Origin of the sequence: Sphingomonas sp. (assembly GCF_025362505.1) — a bacterium.
Classification (GTDB): Bacteria; Pseudomonadota; Alphaproteobacteria; order Sphingomonadales; family Sphingomonadaceae; genus Sphingomicrobium.
Window position 1 is genome coordinate 1 of record NZ_JANYGG010000028.1, and the last position, 14,083, is coordinate 14,083.

The window sequence follows — 14,083 nt, forward strand, 5'->3', positions numbered from 1 at the left end:
CCGTTGGGAACGCTCAACCACCTCGCCAGGGAACTGGGCGTGCCCGCCGACCTCAAGGGTGCGGCCCAGGTCGCGGTCAACGGCCGGCGCATTGCGATCGATCTTGGTTGCGTGGGCGATACGGTATTCGTCAACAACGCCTCGATCGGTCTCTATACCCGGCTGGTGCGGCGGCGCGACGCGATAAAGCTGCCGAAATGGTTGGCGACGGTGCCTGCTGCCTGGGGCATCCTCAAGCGCATGAAGTTGCGCCCGCTCTGCATCGATATGGGTGAAGGGGTGCAGCCGATCCTGACCCCACTGCTGTTCATAGGCAACAACCGCTATAACTACCAGGGCCGTTGGCTGGGCAAGCGCGACAGCCTGACCGACGGGGTGCTGTCTGTTTACGCGGTTGCGCCGCGCACCGTCTTAGGGCTCGCCGGTTTCGGCTTGCGCGCGCTGGTGGGCCGCGCCGATCCTGAGCGGGATTTCCTTGCGCTGGGCGAGGTTGAAACACTCGTCGTCAGCGGTGAGGGCTCGATCGATGTCGCGCACGATGGCGAAGTGACGCGCATGGCGCTGCCGCTCACCTTCCGCAGCCTGCCCAAAGCCCTGACCGTGATGGTTCCGGTGGACAAACCTGCTGCCACTGGCGTCGGATCGACCTGAGCGACGAAACGCGCTTGTTCCGCGACGGGTGAGGGCTTAATCCCCCCAACCTATGCCTTCAAACTCTATGCCATCGACAAATGAAATTCGCCGCTCGTTCCTCGATTATTTCGGAAAGGCCGGGCACGAGATCGTGCCCAGCGCGCCGCTGGTGCCGTACAACGATCCGACGTTGATGTTCGTCAACGCCGGGATGGTGCCGTTCAAGAACGTGTTCACAGGCCTTGAAACGCGCAAAGAACCGCGCGCCACGTCGTCGCAAAAATGCGTGCGCGCCGGCGGCAAGCACAACGATCTGGACAATGTCGGCTATACCGCGCGGCACCATACCTTCTTCGAAATGCTCGGAAATTTCTCGTTCGGCGACTATTTCAAGGAGCAGGCGATCCACCACGCCTGGACCCTGCTCACGAAAGAATGGGGCCTCGACCCGAACCGGCTGACGATCACCGTCTACCACACCGACGACGAAGCCGCGTCGCTGTGGAAGCGCATCGCCGGCCTCCCCGACAGCCGCATCATCCGCATCGCCACCAAGGATAATTTCTGGGCGATGGGCGACGATGGTCCGTCAGGGCCCTGCTCGGAAATCTTCTACGATCATGGCGACCATATCCCCGGCGGCCCCCCGGGCAGCCCCGACGAAGACGGTGACCGCTTCGTCGAGATCTGGAATCTCGTCTTCATGCAATATGAGCAGGTCGGCGGCGAGATCGTCTCGGACCTGCCCAAGCCTTCGATCGACACCGGCATGGGGCTCGAGCGCATCGCCGCCGTCATACAGGGCGTTCACGACAATTACGACACCGACATCTTCAAGGCGCTGATTGCCGAGAGCGAAGCCCTGACCAAGACCCGCGCCGAGGGTGACCGCAAGGCCAGCCACCGCGTCATCGCCGACCATCTCCGCGCCGCGGGCTTCCTCGTCGCCGACGGAGTCCTCCCCGCCAACGAAGGCCGCGGCTATGTCGTGCGCCGCATCATGCGCCGTGCGATGCGCCACGCGCACCTGCTCGGCGCCGCCGACCCGCTGATGCACCGCCTCGTCCCCGCGCTCGTCGCCGAGATGGGCGGTGCCTATCCCGATCTCGTCCGCGCCCAGCCGCTGATCGAAGCGACGCTGGCGCAGGAGGAAGTCCAGTTCCGCCGCACCCTCAGCAACGGCCTGCGCCTGCTCGACGAAGCCACCGGCAGCATGGCGACCGGCGACACACTCCCCGGCGCGACCGCGTTCAAGCTCTATGACACGTTCGGCTTCCCCTACGACCTGACCGAGGACGCGCTGCGCGCCCGCGGGCTCGCCGTCGACCGCGCCGGCTTCGACGAAGCCATGGCCGCGCAGAAAGCCGCCGCCCGCGCTGCGTGGAAGGGCTCGGGCGACCGCGCTTCCGACGACCTGTGGTTCGACCTCGTCGAGGAGCATGGACCGACCGAATTCACCGGCTATGCGGGCCATGAAGGCGAAGGCATCGTCCTCGCCATCGTCAAGGACGGCGCCCGCGTCGAGCAGGCGGGGGAGGGCGAATCCGTCACCGTCATCCTCAACCAGACCCCCTTCTATGGCGAGAGCGGCGGGCAGGTCGGCGACGCCGGACAATTGAGCGCGCTCAATGGTTTCACAGGACAAGTTGAGGACACGTCGAAACCGCTTGGCAAGCTCCACGCGCTCCACGCGCGCATCGCTGTCGGTTCGATCAAGCTCGGCGACACGCTCCACCAGTCGGTCGATGTCGAGCGCCGCGCGCAGGTCCGCGCCAACCATAGCGCCACCCACTTGCTCCACGCCGCGCTGCGCCGCCGCCTCGGCGGTCATGTCACTCAGAAGGGCAGCCTCGTCGCCGCCGACCGGCTGCGCTTCGACTACTCTCACCCTACCGCGCTCACCCCCGCCGACATCGCCGCGATCGAGGCCGAGGTGAACGCCCACATCCGCCACAACCAGCCCGTCTCGACCCGCCTGATGACCCCCGACGACGCGATTGCAGCGGGAGCGATGGCGCTGTTCGGCGAGAAGTACGGCGACGAAGTCCGCGTCCTGTCGATGGGTAAGTGCGTCGATGCCGACTATTCCGTCGAACTGTGCGGCGGCACCCACGTCACCGCGTTGGGCGATATCGCGCTGTTCAAGATCGTCGCCGAATCCGCCGTCTCCTCGGGCGTCCGCCGAATCGAAGCCCTCACCGGCGAAGCCGCGCGCCTGTGGCTGACCGACCGCGACGCCCGCCTTCGCGAAGCCGCCGCGACGCTGAAAGCCAGCCCCGACGAAGTTCCCGCCCGCCTTGCGGTGCTCATGGAGAACAGCAAGCGCCTCGAACGCGAACTCGCTGACGCAAAGAAAGCCCTCGCAATGGGCGGCGGCTCCGCGCAAGCCGAGGCCGCTGGCCCCGAACAGGTCGCCGGCTATCCGTTCCTCGGCCAGGTCGTCGACGGCCTCGATCCCAAGGCGCTACGCTCCGAAGTCGACGCCATGCGCGCCCGGCTCGGCGCCCCCGGCATCGCCGCGCTGATCGCCACCAACGACGGCCGCGCCAGCGTCGCGGTCGGGGTCAGCGAAGGCCTCCCCGTCTCCGCCGTCGACCTCGTCAAGGCAGCGGTCGCGGCGCTTGGCGGGCAGGGCGGGGGAGGCCGCCCCGACATGGCCCAAGGCGGAGGCCCCGACGGCGCGAAAGCCCCAGAAGCCTTGGCCGCGATCAAGGAAGCACTGTCAAAAGTACCGGCTTAAACCGACTTGGCTGGCAAAGAGTCCCGCACTCGGCGGCGCCCAAGCACCCGCACATCGTCGACTGCGCCCCCCGCCATGATCTTGGCGCGAAGCTCGCTGCGTTTCTCGTGGATACTCGCGATCACCGGCCCCATCGCCAGCCCGATATCGATCAGCACCGCCTCCGATAACTGCAGCGACGCCTCCAATGTCTCGGGCACCGCATCGCTCACCCCGGCGCGATAAAGCTCGGCCGCATGCGCCGTGTCCCGTGCCCGGGCGATGATCGGCAGCTCGGGGCACCAGCCGCGCACTCGCTTGGCGAGCTGCGCTGTCAGCACCGGATCGTCCATCGTCAGGACCAACGCCGCGGCGCTCCCCAGCTTCAACCGGTCGACCAGCTCGCCGCGCGAAACGTCGCCGAATTGGACCGCATAACCCGCGCGCCGGGCCTCTTTGACCTCGTCGATATCGCTGTCGATCGCCAAATAGGGCTGGTCGTGCGCGATGAGCATGTCGGCAACCATCTGGCCGACGCGGCCGAACCCGAACACGACGGTCCGCCCAACCCCCGTCAGCTGCTCGTGGTCCGACGCGGCACGATCATCGACGCGGCGCGCGATTCGCTTGCCTGCCGCGGCAAGGAGGGGGGTGACGGTCAGCCCGATGGCGGTCACGACGGTCCAGAAATCGGCACTGGCGCGCAGGACCAGTCCGGCACTTGCCGCAGCGCCGATAACGATCAGACTGGTCTCAGACGGACTTGCCATCATGACGCCAGTTTCGACCGCGGTGCCGTGCCGCGCGCCGCTGAGCCGAAGCAGCACGGCGGTGACGAGCGCCTTGACGAGGAGCAAGGCGACCGTCGCGCCCAATAACATGGGCCAGTCGGCAATCAGCGCTTTGAGGTCGATCCGCATGCCGACGGTAATCAGGAAGATGCCGAGCGCCAGCCCGCGCAGCGGCGCGGTGACGGTCTCGACCTCGGTGCCATAGTCGGTCTCGGCGATGAGGATGCCGGCGATCAGCGCACCGAGGATCGGCGAGAGCCCGACCGCGCCGGTGGCGAGGCTGGCGAGGATGACGACGAGCAGGCTGACGGCCAGGAACAGCTCGGGGCTCTTCGTTCTCGCCGCCTGCGCGAACAGCCGTGGCAGGAGGAAGCGTCCGCCGACCAAGACCGCCGCGACGACCAGCACGCCGCCGACCGCGGTCCGCAGCAGCCCCGAAAGCGAGGCGTCGCCGCTCATCACTTCGATCAGGAACAGCAGCGGGACCAGCGCGAGGTCCTCGAACAGCAGCATGGCAAAGGCGGCGCGCCCGACCGCGCTTTTCGTGCCCGCGATCGGCAACACCAGCGCGGTCGAGGACAAGGCCAGGGCGAGGCCGAGCGCGGTAGCGCTGCTGATCCGCTCTCCGGTGGCGAGCAAGCCGATGGCGATCAGCCCCGCCGACAGCAGCAGTTCGGCGGCGCCGACCCCGAATACCTCGCGGCGCATCGTCACCAGTCGGCGAAAACTGAGGTGCAACCCCGCCGCGAACAGCAAGAAGATGATCCCGAGCTCGGCGAACGGCTCAATTCCTTCCGGATTGGAGATCGAGAAAGTCTCGAGCCACGGATAGGCTGGCGCAAGCGCCCCCAGCGCGAACGGACCGGCGATGATCCCGACCAGGATGAAGCCGATCACCGGCGACACCTTGAAGCGGGCGAAGGTCGGGATGACGATGCCCGCAGCCAGCAGTATGGTCAGCGCGTCGGAGAAGCCAGTGCCGCTGAAATGGTTGGTTGGCGCCATGCCCGCTGCCTAACCATGGCGGACACGCGAAGTCACCACGGCACTGCGTGGCGACTGACGCGTTTGGCAGCAGTTGGAGGTGCGTCATGGCGAAATCGGTCAAGACCGGCGACAAGGTGGGCTGGAATTCGAGCGGGGTCATTCGACCGGCAAGGTCGTCAAGAAATTGACCTCGCCGCGAATTATCAAGGGCCACAAGGTCGCCGCGTCGAAGGACAATCCCGAATATCTGGTCAAATCCAGCGCGGGCAAGCAGGCCGCGCACAAGCCAAGCTCGCTTCTCATCGTCGGCGGTGGGCCGGCCGGGATGCTTGCCGGCCTGCTGTTCGCCCGCGCCGGCGTAAGCGTCACGCTACTCGAAAAGCATGCCGACTTCTTCCGAGATTTCCGCGGTGACACGGTCCACCCCTCGACGATGGAGATCCTCGACCAGCTCGGGATGCTCGGGCGGTTTCTCGAGCGGCCGCACGTACGGCTCGAGCGCGCCCAGATCCGGCTGGCGGGGCGCGACTGGAAGATCGGCGATTTGACTCACTTGCGCACCCCAGCACCGTTCATCGCGATGATGCCGCAGTGGGACTTCCTCGATTTCCTCCGCGACGAGGCGTCCGCATTCCCCGGCTTTGCGCTCGAAATGAACGCGGCGGTCACTGGCTTCACGCAAACGGACGGGCGCACGAGCGGGGTTACGCTCGCCGACGGCCGGGCGATCGTCGCCGACCTCGTTATTGCCGCCGATGGCCGCTCATCGCTCGCCCGTCGCCTTCTCCCGCTTGAAGTGCTCGGCGCCCCGATGGACGTCTTCTGGTTTCGCATCGGCAAGGCCAACAAGGCGGGTGGTGCCCTGCGCGGCTCGATCGCGGCTGGGCGAATGGTCGTGCTGATCGACCGCGGCAGCTATTGGCAAGTCGCCTTCCTCGTTCCCAAGGGCGGCGCCGATGCGGTCAAGGCCAAGGGCATCGAGTGGGTCGCTGGCGAGGTCGCCACTGCCTTCCCGGACCTGACCTTTCCACCCAACGCGCTCGATTCCCTCGATGACCTTCACTTGCTGACCGTCGCGCTCGACCGGCTGACGTGCTGGCACCGTCCGGGCCTGCTCGCCATCGGTGACGCGGCCCACGCCATGTCGCCGATCGGTGGTATCGGCATCAACCTCGCCATTCAGGACGCAGTTGCCGCTGCTAACGCCCTCGCCGGCCCGATGGCGAGAGGCGAACCGATCGACGGCCTGCTCGACAAGGTTCAAGCCCGCCGCCTCTTTCCGACCCGCCTGATCCAATCTGCTCAGAAGCTCGCCCAGGACGCGATCATCGGCCGCGTCCTCGGCGGGGGGGCAATTACCCGCGCGCCGTTGGTGATCCGCTTGCTCGACCGCTTCCCGCTTCTCCGCCGTATCCCGGGCCGCCTGATCGGCCTCGGCATTCGACGCGAGCACGTCACCTCCGGCACCGCATGACGAAGGATTGGCGATTTCGCTTTCCTACAGCCACTGAAAGGGAATATAGGCTATTTCAGTTGCTTCCCGTCGTCTCTGCAGAATGACTCGAAGCCGGAGAATGCAATTCAGGGCTGACTTTAGCCTGACTTTCCAAGCCGGCTTCTACGCCGCTTGGGCCATCTCCTTTTCGAGGTTGGCGCGGATCGCCTCGAAGAATTGCTCGGTGGTCATCCACGCCTGATCGGGGCCGATGAGGATCGCGAGGTCCTTGGTCATCTTGCCTTGCTCGACCGTCTCGATGCAGACCCGCTCGAGCGTCTCGGCGAACTTGACCACTTCGGGCGTGTCGTCGAACTTGCCGCGATACTTTAATCCGCCGGTCCACGCGAAGATCGACGCGATCGGGTTGGTCGAGGTCGCCTTGCCAGCCTGATGCATGCGATAATGCCGCGTGACGGTACCATGTGCCGCTTCGGCCTCGATTGTCTTGCCGTCGGGAGTCATCAGCACCGAGGTCATCAGCCCGAGTGAACCGAAGCCCTGCGCGACCTGATCGGACTGGACATCGCCATCGTAATTCTTGCACGCCCAAACGAACTTGCCGCTCCACTTGAGCGCTGAGGCGACCATGTCGTCGATCAGGCGGTGCTGATATTCGATCCCGGCCTTGGCGAACGAATCCTTGAATTCGCTATCGAATACTTGCTGGAAGATGTCCTTGAAGCGCCCGTCATAGGCTTTGAGGATGGTGTTCTTGGTGCTCAGATACACCGGCCAGCCGAGGTTGAGCCCGTAGTTGAGGCTCGCCCGCGCGAAATCGCGGATCGAATTGTCGAGGTTGTACATCCCCATCGCGACCCCGGCTGAGGGATAGTCGAACACTTCGTGCTCGATGACCTGCCCGTCCTCGCCGGTCCATTTCATCATCAACTTGCCCGGACCCGGGATCAGGAAGTCGGTCGCCTTATACTGGTCGGCGAAGGCGTGGCGACCGATCACGATCGGGTCGGTCCAGCCGGGGATCAGCCGCGGGATATTGCTGATTACGATCGGCTCGCGGAAGACCACCCCGCCCAAAATATTGCGGATCGTGCCGTTGGGCGACTTCCACATCTTCTTGAGGCCGAACTCCTCGACCCGCGCTTCGTCGGGGGTGATCGTCGCGCACTTCACGCCGACGCCGTATTTCTGGATTGCTTCGGCGCTCTCGACGGTGACCTTGTCATCGGTCGCGTCGCGATGCTCCATGCCGAGGTCGAAATAGATCAGGTCGACGTCGAGATAGGGGAGGATCAGCCGCTCGCGAATCCATTGCCAGATGATCCGCGTCATCTCGTCGCCGTCGAGTTCGACGAGCGGGGTTTTTACCTTGATTTTGGCCATAAAATCGTCCTGAAATACATTTGGGTTGCGCGGGCCTTAAGCGGGGGAAACGGCTTAGGCAACGCTTGGACCGCTCCGACGGTTGTCGCTATGCGATCGCGCTTGTAGAGGAAGCCCATGCCACAGATTGACAAGCCCGACAGCCAGTTGACCGCGGTCAAGTGGCGCTTTCCCTCGGTCCACCCCGAGGGGCGCAAATTCACCCTGATCGCCGCCGTCGCGACGCTCGTTATGTATGGCGGCGTCAGTCATTTCATCGGCTGGCTGCTGGTCGGGCTGACGATCTGGGTGGCCGCCTTCTTCCGCGACCCCATTCGCACCACACCGCAGGATCCGTCGTTGATCGTCGCGCCGGCCGACGGGCTGATCACGATGATCGTCAGGGTTGCCGCGCCGCCCGAGCTCGCCGCGCAGATGAGCGGGAGCTTCACCCGCGTGTCGATCTTCATGTCGGTGTTCGATGTCCACATCAATCGCTCGCCGATCGCCGGGCGGATTGCCCGCGTCGCCTATGTCCCGGGCAAGTTCCTCAACGCCGACCTCGACAAGGCAAGCGAGGATAATGAGCGGCAGCATTTCCTCGTCACCCGCAACGACGGCGTGTCGATCGGTTTCACCCAGATCGCCGGGTTGGTCGCGCGGCGGATCATGGCCTTCGTCAAGGAAGGCGACGAGGTTGCCGCCGGCGAGCGCATCGGCCTCATTCGCTTCGGCAGCCGGGTCGATGTGTATCTGCCCGAAGGCACGTCGCCGCAGGTTTTGCTCGGCCAGCGGACGATTGCCGGCGAGACCGTCCTGGGCACGATCGGCCAGGACCGCGCGTTGACCGGCAGCAGCCAGTGAACGAACCCGAGGGCCGCGGATTGCCGCTTCGCGCCTTTCTTCCCAACGCCGTCACCGTGCTGGCGCTGTGCTCGGGACTGACCGGAATCCGCTTCGCCTTCGGCGGCGAGTGGGACAAGGCATTGATCGCGATCGTCGTCGCCGGCGTGCTCGACGGACTCGACGGGCGCATCGCGCGGATGCTCAAGGCCAACAGCAAGTTCGGCGCCGAGCTCGACAGCCTGTCCGACAATATTGCGTTCGGCACCGCGCCGGCGCTGATCCTGTTCCAATGGTCTTTGACCAGCGCACCCAAATTCGGCTGGACGATCGCGCTGGCGCTTGCGGTATCCTGCGCGCTTCGCCTCGCCCGGTTCAATTCGCGGATCGATGCCGAGGTGCAGCCGCATAAATCGGCGGGGTTCAATACCGGCGTCCCGGCACCGGCGGGGGCGGGACTTGCGTTCGTCCCGATTTACCTGTGGCTGATTACCGCCCACGACATGTTCCGCGACTGGAAGCTGGTCATGCCGTGGACGCTGTTTGTCGCGGTGCTCATGATCTCCGCCATCCCGACCTACAGCTGGACCTCGATCCGCATCCGCAAGAGCTGGCGGGTCGTCGCGCTGGCCGGTATTGCCCTGCTCGGGGCGGCCCTGATCAACGAACCGTGGATCACACTGACACTGGTCTCGCTCGCCTATCTCGCAACCGTTCCCTTCAGCATCGCCAGCTATGCCCGCGTCAGGCGGCGGCGCGCCACTCAGGCTTCGCCCGCGCCGACTGCGACCGCAGCGACGGATGGCGCCCGCTGATCCGCACCGTGACCGGGCTGGTCAGCACCGGTTCGCGCGCAAGCATCGAATCACCCTTGAGCGCGGCCACTATCTTGGCGCTGCTATCGTCGAGACCGACGATCACCGCATAGACAGTCGCCCAGGCGGCGACGAGGAAGCTCAAGGTGGTGACGGCAGCAATCACGGACGTTCTCCCTTTGTAGCGCTGCCAACCCCGGGTGACCTGATTCGTTCCATATCGGGGGTGGAAACGGCTCTATTGCGCTGATGTTCACTATATGTTCTTCCGTGTCAAGCGCTGGCGTTGCCCACAAGCTGTGGATAAAATTCGGGCTCTCGGCAGCGACGGCGACCACCAGTAGCTTGAACTCGCGATGCGGTTCGGCTAACGGCGCGGCCATCCCACAGGCGGGTCCGTCATACCGGTGCCGATCTCACGATCGGTTCTTGGATCCGCCGAGGTTTAACCGGAAGGAGACTGATTATGGCGACCACTGTCGTCACCCTGCAGCAATTGCTCGAAGCCGGAGCCCACTTCGGCCACCAGACCCACCGCTGGAATCCCCGCATGAAGCCGTACATTTTCGGCGAGCGGAACGGCGTTCACATCATCGACCTGTCGCAGAGCGTCCCGTTGTTCGCTCGTGCGCTCGAATTCGTCCAGCAAGCCGTTGCGCGCGGCGGCAAGGTGCTGTTCGTCGGCACCAAGCGCCAGGCGCAGGACGCGGTCGCCGAGGCGGCTCGCGCGTCGGGCCAGCATTTCGTCAACCACCGCTGGCTCGGCGGCATGCTGACAAACTGGAAGACTATTTCCAACTCGATCAAGCGCCTCAAGACGCTTGAGGAGCAGCTGTCGGGCGACACCGCCGGACTGACCAAGAAGGAAGTTCTCCAGCTCACCCGCGAGCGCGACAAGCTCGAGAAGAGCCTCGGCGGCATCCGCGACATGGGCGGGCTTCCCGACGTCATGTTCGTGATCGATTCGAACAAGGAAGAGCTCGCGATCAAGGAAGCCAACGTCCTTGGCATCCCGGTCGTCGCGATCCTCGATTCGAACTCGAACCCGCAGGGCATCGCCTTCCCGGTCCCGGGCAATGACGACGCCAGCCGCGCCATCCGCCTCTACGCCGACGCGATCGCCGCCGCGGCTCGCGCAGGGAAGAGTGGCAACCAGGCCGCCAAGGGCGTCGACATTGGCGAAATGGCCGAACCGCCGGTCGAAGAAGCACTGGCGTAACCCTTCGTCCCCTCCCTTCGTCAGGGAGGGGGCCGAAGAGTTGGTCTGTCGCAATGCAGGCCGCGTCCCGAACTTGAAAAAACCCACCCCATGAACCGCCCGCTGGCGGTTCATCCCTCCCTCGAGCGGGAGGGGAGTCAGAGGAACATGACATGGCTGAGATCACCGCTGCCTCGGTGAAGGAACTGCGCGAGCGCACTGGCGCCGGCATGATGGACTGCAAGAAGGCATTGTCCGAGAACCATGGCGAGATGGAAGCGTCGGTCGATTGGCTGCGCACCAAGGGTCTTGCCGCCGCCGCCAAGAAGGCCGGCCGCACCGCGGCGGAAGGGCTCGTCGGCGTTGCTGTCGACGGCACCAGGGGTTCGGTCGTCGAGGTCAACTCGGAAACCGACTTCGTCGCCAAGAACGAGCAGTTCCAGGGCTTCGTCGCCGAAGTGTCGAAGCTGGCGCTGACCACCGGCAATGACATCGACGCGCTCGGCGCGTCCAGTTTCTCGACCGGCGGCACCGTCGCCGAGGCGCTGACCCACAACATCGCCACGATCGGCGAGAATCAATCGCTGCGCCGCGCCGCCCGGCTCGATGTGAGCGAGGGCGCCGTGGTCAGCTATGTCCACAACGCCGCCGCCCCGAACATGGGCAAGATCGGCGTGCTGGTCGCGCTCGAGGGCTCGGCCCCGGTCGAGACGCTCAACGCGCTCGGCAAGCAGCTCGCGATGCACATCGCCGCCGCCAACCCGCTGGCGCTCGACGCCGCCGATCTCGACCCCGCGCTGGTCGAACGTGAGCGCGCCATCGCGATCGAAAAGGCTAAGGACAGCGGTAAGCCGGCCAACATCATCGAAAAGATGGTCGAAGGCGGCCTCGCCAAGTTCCGCAAGGAGAATGCGCTCCTGTCGCAGCTGTTCGTGATCGACGGCAAGACCCCGATCGCCGACGTCGTCGCGGCCGCCGCCAGGGAAGCCGGCGCGCCGATCACGCTCAAGGCGTTCGAGCGCTTCCAGCTCGGCGAGGGCATCGAAAAGCCGACCAGTGATTTCGCCGCCGAAGTCGCCGCCACCGCCGGCATCAAAAAGCCCGACCCGGTCGCGTAAACCCGACCATCTCCTGCTCTGGCGGGGGGAGAAGTCAGTTGGCAGCGGGGCGGGGGGTGCGTAAGAGCGCTTCCGGCCCCGTTTGTCGTCATCGGCCAGCAGAAGAAAAAGGATCCGCATGAATCGCCCGCGCTTCCACCGGATTCTCCTCAAGCTGTCGGGCGAAGCGCTGATGGGCGACGGCCAGTTCGGGATCGATCCCGATACCGTGGCCGGTCTCGCGGGCGAGGTCGCCGCCGCCAAGGCCGCCGGGCATGAGCTGTGCCTCGTCGTTGGCGGAGGCAACATCTTCCGCGGCATCGCCGGCGCCGCCAAGGGCTTCGACCGCAGCACCGCCGACTACATGGGCATGCTCGCGACGGTGATGAACGCGCTCGCGGTTCAGAATGCGCTCGAGAAAGTCGGCATCGATACCCGCGTCCAGTCCGCCATCCCGATGGCCAGCGTGTGCGAACCTTATGTCCGCCGCCGCGCGATGCGGCATATGGAGAAGGGCCGTATCGTCATCTTCGCCGCGGGCACCGGTAACCCCTATTTTACCACCGATACCGCCGCTGCCTTGCGCGCCGCCGAAATGGGCTGCGACGCATTGTTCAAGGGAACCAGCGTCGACGGCGTCTACGATGCCGATCCCAAGAAGGTGCCGACCGCCAAACGCTATGACCAGCTCGCGTTCAGCCGCGTGCTGGCCGACGACCTCAAGGTGATGGACGCGTCGGCAGTCGCCCTGTGCCGCGATAACAACATCCCGATCGTCGTATTCAACATCCGCCAACCCGGCAATCTTGCACAGGTGCTGGCGGGGCAGGGGACCGCGACGATCGTCCAGACGGAGAATTGACCAATGCCAGCCTATGACAAGTCCGACATCCAGCGCCGCATGGCCGGCGCGACCGAGGCTCTCAAGTCCGACCTCGTCGGCCTGCGTACCGGGCGCGCCTCGACCGCGCTGCTCGATCCGATCCAGGTCGAGGTTTATGGCGCCAACATGCCGCTCAACCAGTGCGCCACCGTTTCGGTGCCCGAGCCGCGGATGATCTCGGTCCAGGTATGGGACCGGTCGAACGTGACCCCGGTCGAAAAAGCGATCCGCAACGCCGGGCTCGGGATCAATCCGATCGTCGATGGCCAGGTCATCCGCCTGCCGATCCCCGACCTCACCGAAGAACGACGCAAGGAGTTGGCCAAGCTGGCCGGGCAATATGCCGAAAAGGCGCGGATCGCGGCGCGCAACGTCCGCCGCGACGGCATGGACGCCCTCAAGGCCGACGAGAAGAAGCACGAGATCAGCGAGGACGAGCGCAAGCGCCACGAGACCGAAGTGCAGAAGATGACCGACGAGACGATCAAGGACATCGATGCCGCAGCGTACAGCAAGGAACAGGAAATCCTCGGCAAATGACGCTCGAACGCCCTCTGGCGCCCTTGAGGGCCGAGGGCGTCGCCAGGACGGGGGACGCCCGCGTTCCACGCCATGTCGCGATCATCATGGACGGGAACGGGCGCTGGGCTTCGAAGCGGGGGCTGCCGCGCGTTGCGGGTCATCGGGCCGGTGCCGAGGCAGTTCGCAAGACCGTTCGCGCCGCCGCCGAATCCGGGGTCGAGGTGCTCACCCTCTATGCCTTCTCGTCAGAGAATTGGCGCCGCTCGGCCGAGGAAGTGTCCGACCTTACCGCGCTGATGCGCTTCTACCTCGACCACGAGCTTGCCAGCCTCAAGAAGGAGGGGGTGCGGCTCGAATTGATCGGCGAGCCCGAGGCGTTCGGCCCCGACCTTGCCGCGCGGCTCCAGCGAGCGGTCGAGAGTACCCGTCATAATCGAGCGATCACGCTCGTCATGGCGCTCAACTATGGCTCGCGTGGAGAACTGGCCAAGGCGGCGCAAACCCTTGCCGTGAAGGCGCAGCGCGGCGAAATTGATCCGGCCTCGATCGACGAAGCGATGATCGGCGCCGAGCTCCAGACCGCGCGCTGGCCCGAGCTTGACCTGCTGATCCGCACTTCGGGCGAGGTTCGCCTGTCCAACTTCCTGCTATGGCAGGCGGCTTATGCCGAACTCATCTTTCTCGACACGCTATGGCCTGATTTCGACGCCGCTTCGCTGACCGCCGCGCTCGACCAATATGCGATGCGCCAACGCCGTTTCGGTGGTCGCTGATCCT

General features: G+C 65.3%; 13 protein-coding genes. 10 read left to right on the plus strand and 3 right to left on the minus strand.

Annotated features, from left to right (window positions below):
- Positions 1-651: hypothetical protein (locus tag Q0R27_RS02185; RefSeq protein WP_293940490.1), on the plus strand; the 651-nt coding region annotated here is incomplete at its 5' end.
- Between the two features lie 67 nt (positions 652-718).
- The gene (gene alaS, locus Q0R27_RS02190; protein ID WP_293940492.1) at positions 719-3,373 is read left to right on the plus strand and encodes an alanine--tRNA ligase; all 2,655 of its coding nucleotides are present in this window, start codon (positions 719-721) and stop codon (positions 3,371-3,373) included.
- On the opposite strand, the gene Q0R27_RS02195 is transcribed toward alaS, so the two are convergent.
- Positions 3,370-5,148: a cation:proton antiporter gene (locus Q0R27_RS02195; RefSeq protein WP_293940494.1), complete on the minus strand. Its 1,779-nt coding sequence runs from the start codon at positions 5,146-5,148 to the stop codon at positions 3,370-3,372. The two genes, alaS and Q0R27_RS02195, sit on opposite strands and share 4 nt — an antisense overlap.
- A gap of 79 nt (positions 5,149-5,227) precedes the next feature.
- Between Q0R27_RS02195 and Q0R27_RS02200 the strand changes: the two genes are divergently transcribed.
- A complete protein-coding gene (locus Q0R27_RS02200; RefSeq protein ID WP_293940496.1) occupies positions 5,228-6,604 on the plus strand; it encodes an FAD-dependent oxidoreductase in 1,377 nt (458 codons plus the stop codon).
- Positions 6,605-6,748: 144 nt separating this feature from the next.
- Here the strand turns inward: Q0R27_RS02200 and Q0R27_RS02205 are convergent, their stop codons facing one another.
- Positions 6,749-7,969: an NADP-dependent isocitrate dehydrogenase gene (locus Q0R27_RS02205; RefSeq protein WP_293940498.1), complete on the minus strand. Its 1,221-nt coding sequence runs from the start codon at positions 7,967-7,969 to the stop codon at positions 6,749-6,751.
- A 117-nt stretch (positions 7,970-8,086) separates the two neighbouring features.
- Here Q0R27_RS02205 and Q0R27_RS02210 point away from each other — a divergent pair, with 117 nt between their 5' ends.
- On the plus strand, positions 8,087-8,812 hold the full coding sequence (locus Q0R27_RS02210; RefSeq protein WP_293940499.1) for a phosphatidylserine decarboxylase: 726 nt from the start codon (positions 8,087-8,089) through the stop codon (positions 8,810-8,812).
- Positions 8,809-9,606, plus strand: coding sequence for a phosphatidylcholine/phosphatidylserine synthase (locus Q0R27_RS02215; protein WP_293940501.1), 798 nt, complete (start codon positions 8,809-8,811; stop codon positions 9,604-9,606). Before Q0R27_RS02210 ends, Q0R27_RS02215 begins: the two co-directional genes overlap by 4 nt.
- On the opposite strand, the gene Q0R27_RS02220 is transcribed toward Q0R27_RS02215, so the two are convergent.
- Positions 9,536-9,772: a hypothetical protein gene (locus Q0R27_RS02220; RefSeq protein ID WP_293940503.1), complete on the minus strand. Its 237-nt coding sequence runs from the start codon at positions 9,770-9,772 to the stop codon at positions 9,536-9,538. The two genes, Q0R27_RS02215 and Q0R27_RS02220, sit on opposite strands and share 71 nt — an antisense overlap.
- A gap of 300 nt (positions 9,773-10,072) precedes the next feature.
- Here Q0R27_RS02220 and rpsB point away from each other — a divergent pair, with 300 nt between their 5' ends.
- From rpsB to Q0R27_RS02245, 5 genes are all read left to right on the plus strand, one after another.
- Positions 10,073-10,825 carry a 30S ribosomal protein S2 gene (rpsB, locus tag Q0R27_RS02225; RefSeq protein WP_293940505.1) on the plus strand — a complete coding sequence of 251 codons (753 nt, stop codon included), beginning with the start codon at positions 10,073-10,075 and terminating at the stop codon, positions 10,823-10,825.
- A 152-nt stretch (positions 10,826-10,977) separates the two neighbouring features.
- Positions 10,978-11,922 (plus strand): translation elongation factor Ts, encoded by a 945-nt coding sequence (gene tsf, locus Q0R27_RS02230; RefSeq protein ID WP_293940508.1) that lies wholly within the window; start codon positions 10,978-10,980, stop codon positions 11,920-11,922.
- 118 nt (positions 11,923-12,040) lie between these two features.
- Positions 12,041-12,763, plus strand: a complete 723-nt coding sequence (gene pyrH, locus Q0R27_RS02235; RefSeq protein ID WP_293940510.1) for a UMP kinase — start codon at positions 12,041-12,043, stop codon at positions 12,761-12,763.
- A 3-nt stretch (positions 12,764-12,766) separates the two neighbouring features.
- On the plus strand, positions 12,767-13,324 hold the full coding sequence (gene frr, locus Q0R27_RS02240) for a ribosome recycling factor (RefSeq protein WP_293940512.1): 558 nt from the start codon (positions 12,767-12,769) through the stop codon (positions 13,322-13,324).
- Positions 13,321-14,079 (plus strand): isoprenyl transferase, encoded by a 759-nt coding sequence (locus Q0R27_RS02245; protein WP_293940514.1) that lies wholly within the window; start codon positions 13,321-13,323, stop codon positions 14,077-14,079. The genes frr and Q0R27_RS02245 overlap by 4 nt, the downstream gene beginning before the upstream one ends.
- Positions 14,080-14,083: the final 4 nt, after the last annotated feature.

What these genes read in the sequence shown, in the direction of transcription:
- alaS (WP_293940492.1), top strand. Translation starts at nt 719, where the DNA reads ATGCCATCGACAAATGAAATTCGCCGCTCGTTCCTCGATTATTTCGGA.
- Q0R27_RS02195 (WP_293940494.1), bottom strand. Translation starts at nt 5,148, where the DNA reads ATGGCGCCAACCAACCATTTCAGCGGCACTGGCTTCTCCGACGCGCTG.
- Q0R27_RS02205 (WP_293940498.1), bottom strand. Translation starts at nt 7,969, where the DNA reads ATGGCCAAAATCAAGGTAAAAACCCCGCTCGTCGAACTCGACGGCGAC.
- Q0R27_RS02210 (WP_293940499.1), top strand. Translation starts at nt 8,087, where the DNA reads ATGCCACAGATTGACAAGCCCGACAGCCAGTTGACCGCGGTCAAGTGG.
- rpsB (WP_293940505.1), top strand. Translation starts at nt 10,073, where the DNA reads ATGGCGACCACTGTCGTCACCCTGCAGCAATTGCTCGAAGCCGGAGCC.
- tsf (WP_293940508.1), top strand. Translation starts at nt 10,978, where the DNA reads ATGGCTGAGATCACCGCTGCCTCGGTGAAGGAACTGCGCGAGCGCACT.
- pyrH (WP_293940510.1), top strand. Translation starts at nt 12,041, where the DNA reads ATGAATCGCCCGCGCTTCCACCGGATTCTCCTCAAGCTGTCGGGCGAA.
- frr (WP_293940512.1), top strand. Translation starts at nt 12,767, where the DNA reads ATGCCAGCCTATGACAAGTCCGACATCCAGCGCCGCATGGCCGGCGCG.
- Q0R27_RS02245 (WP_293940514.1), top strand. Translation starts at nt 13,321, where the DNA reads ATGACGCTCGAACGCCCTCTGGCGCCCTTGAGGGCCGAGGGCGTCGCC.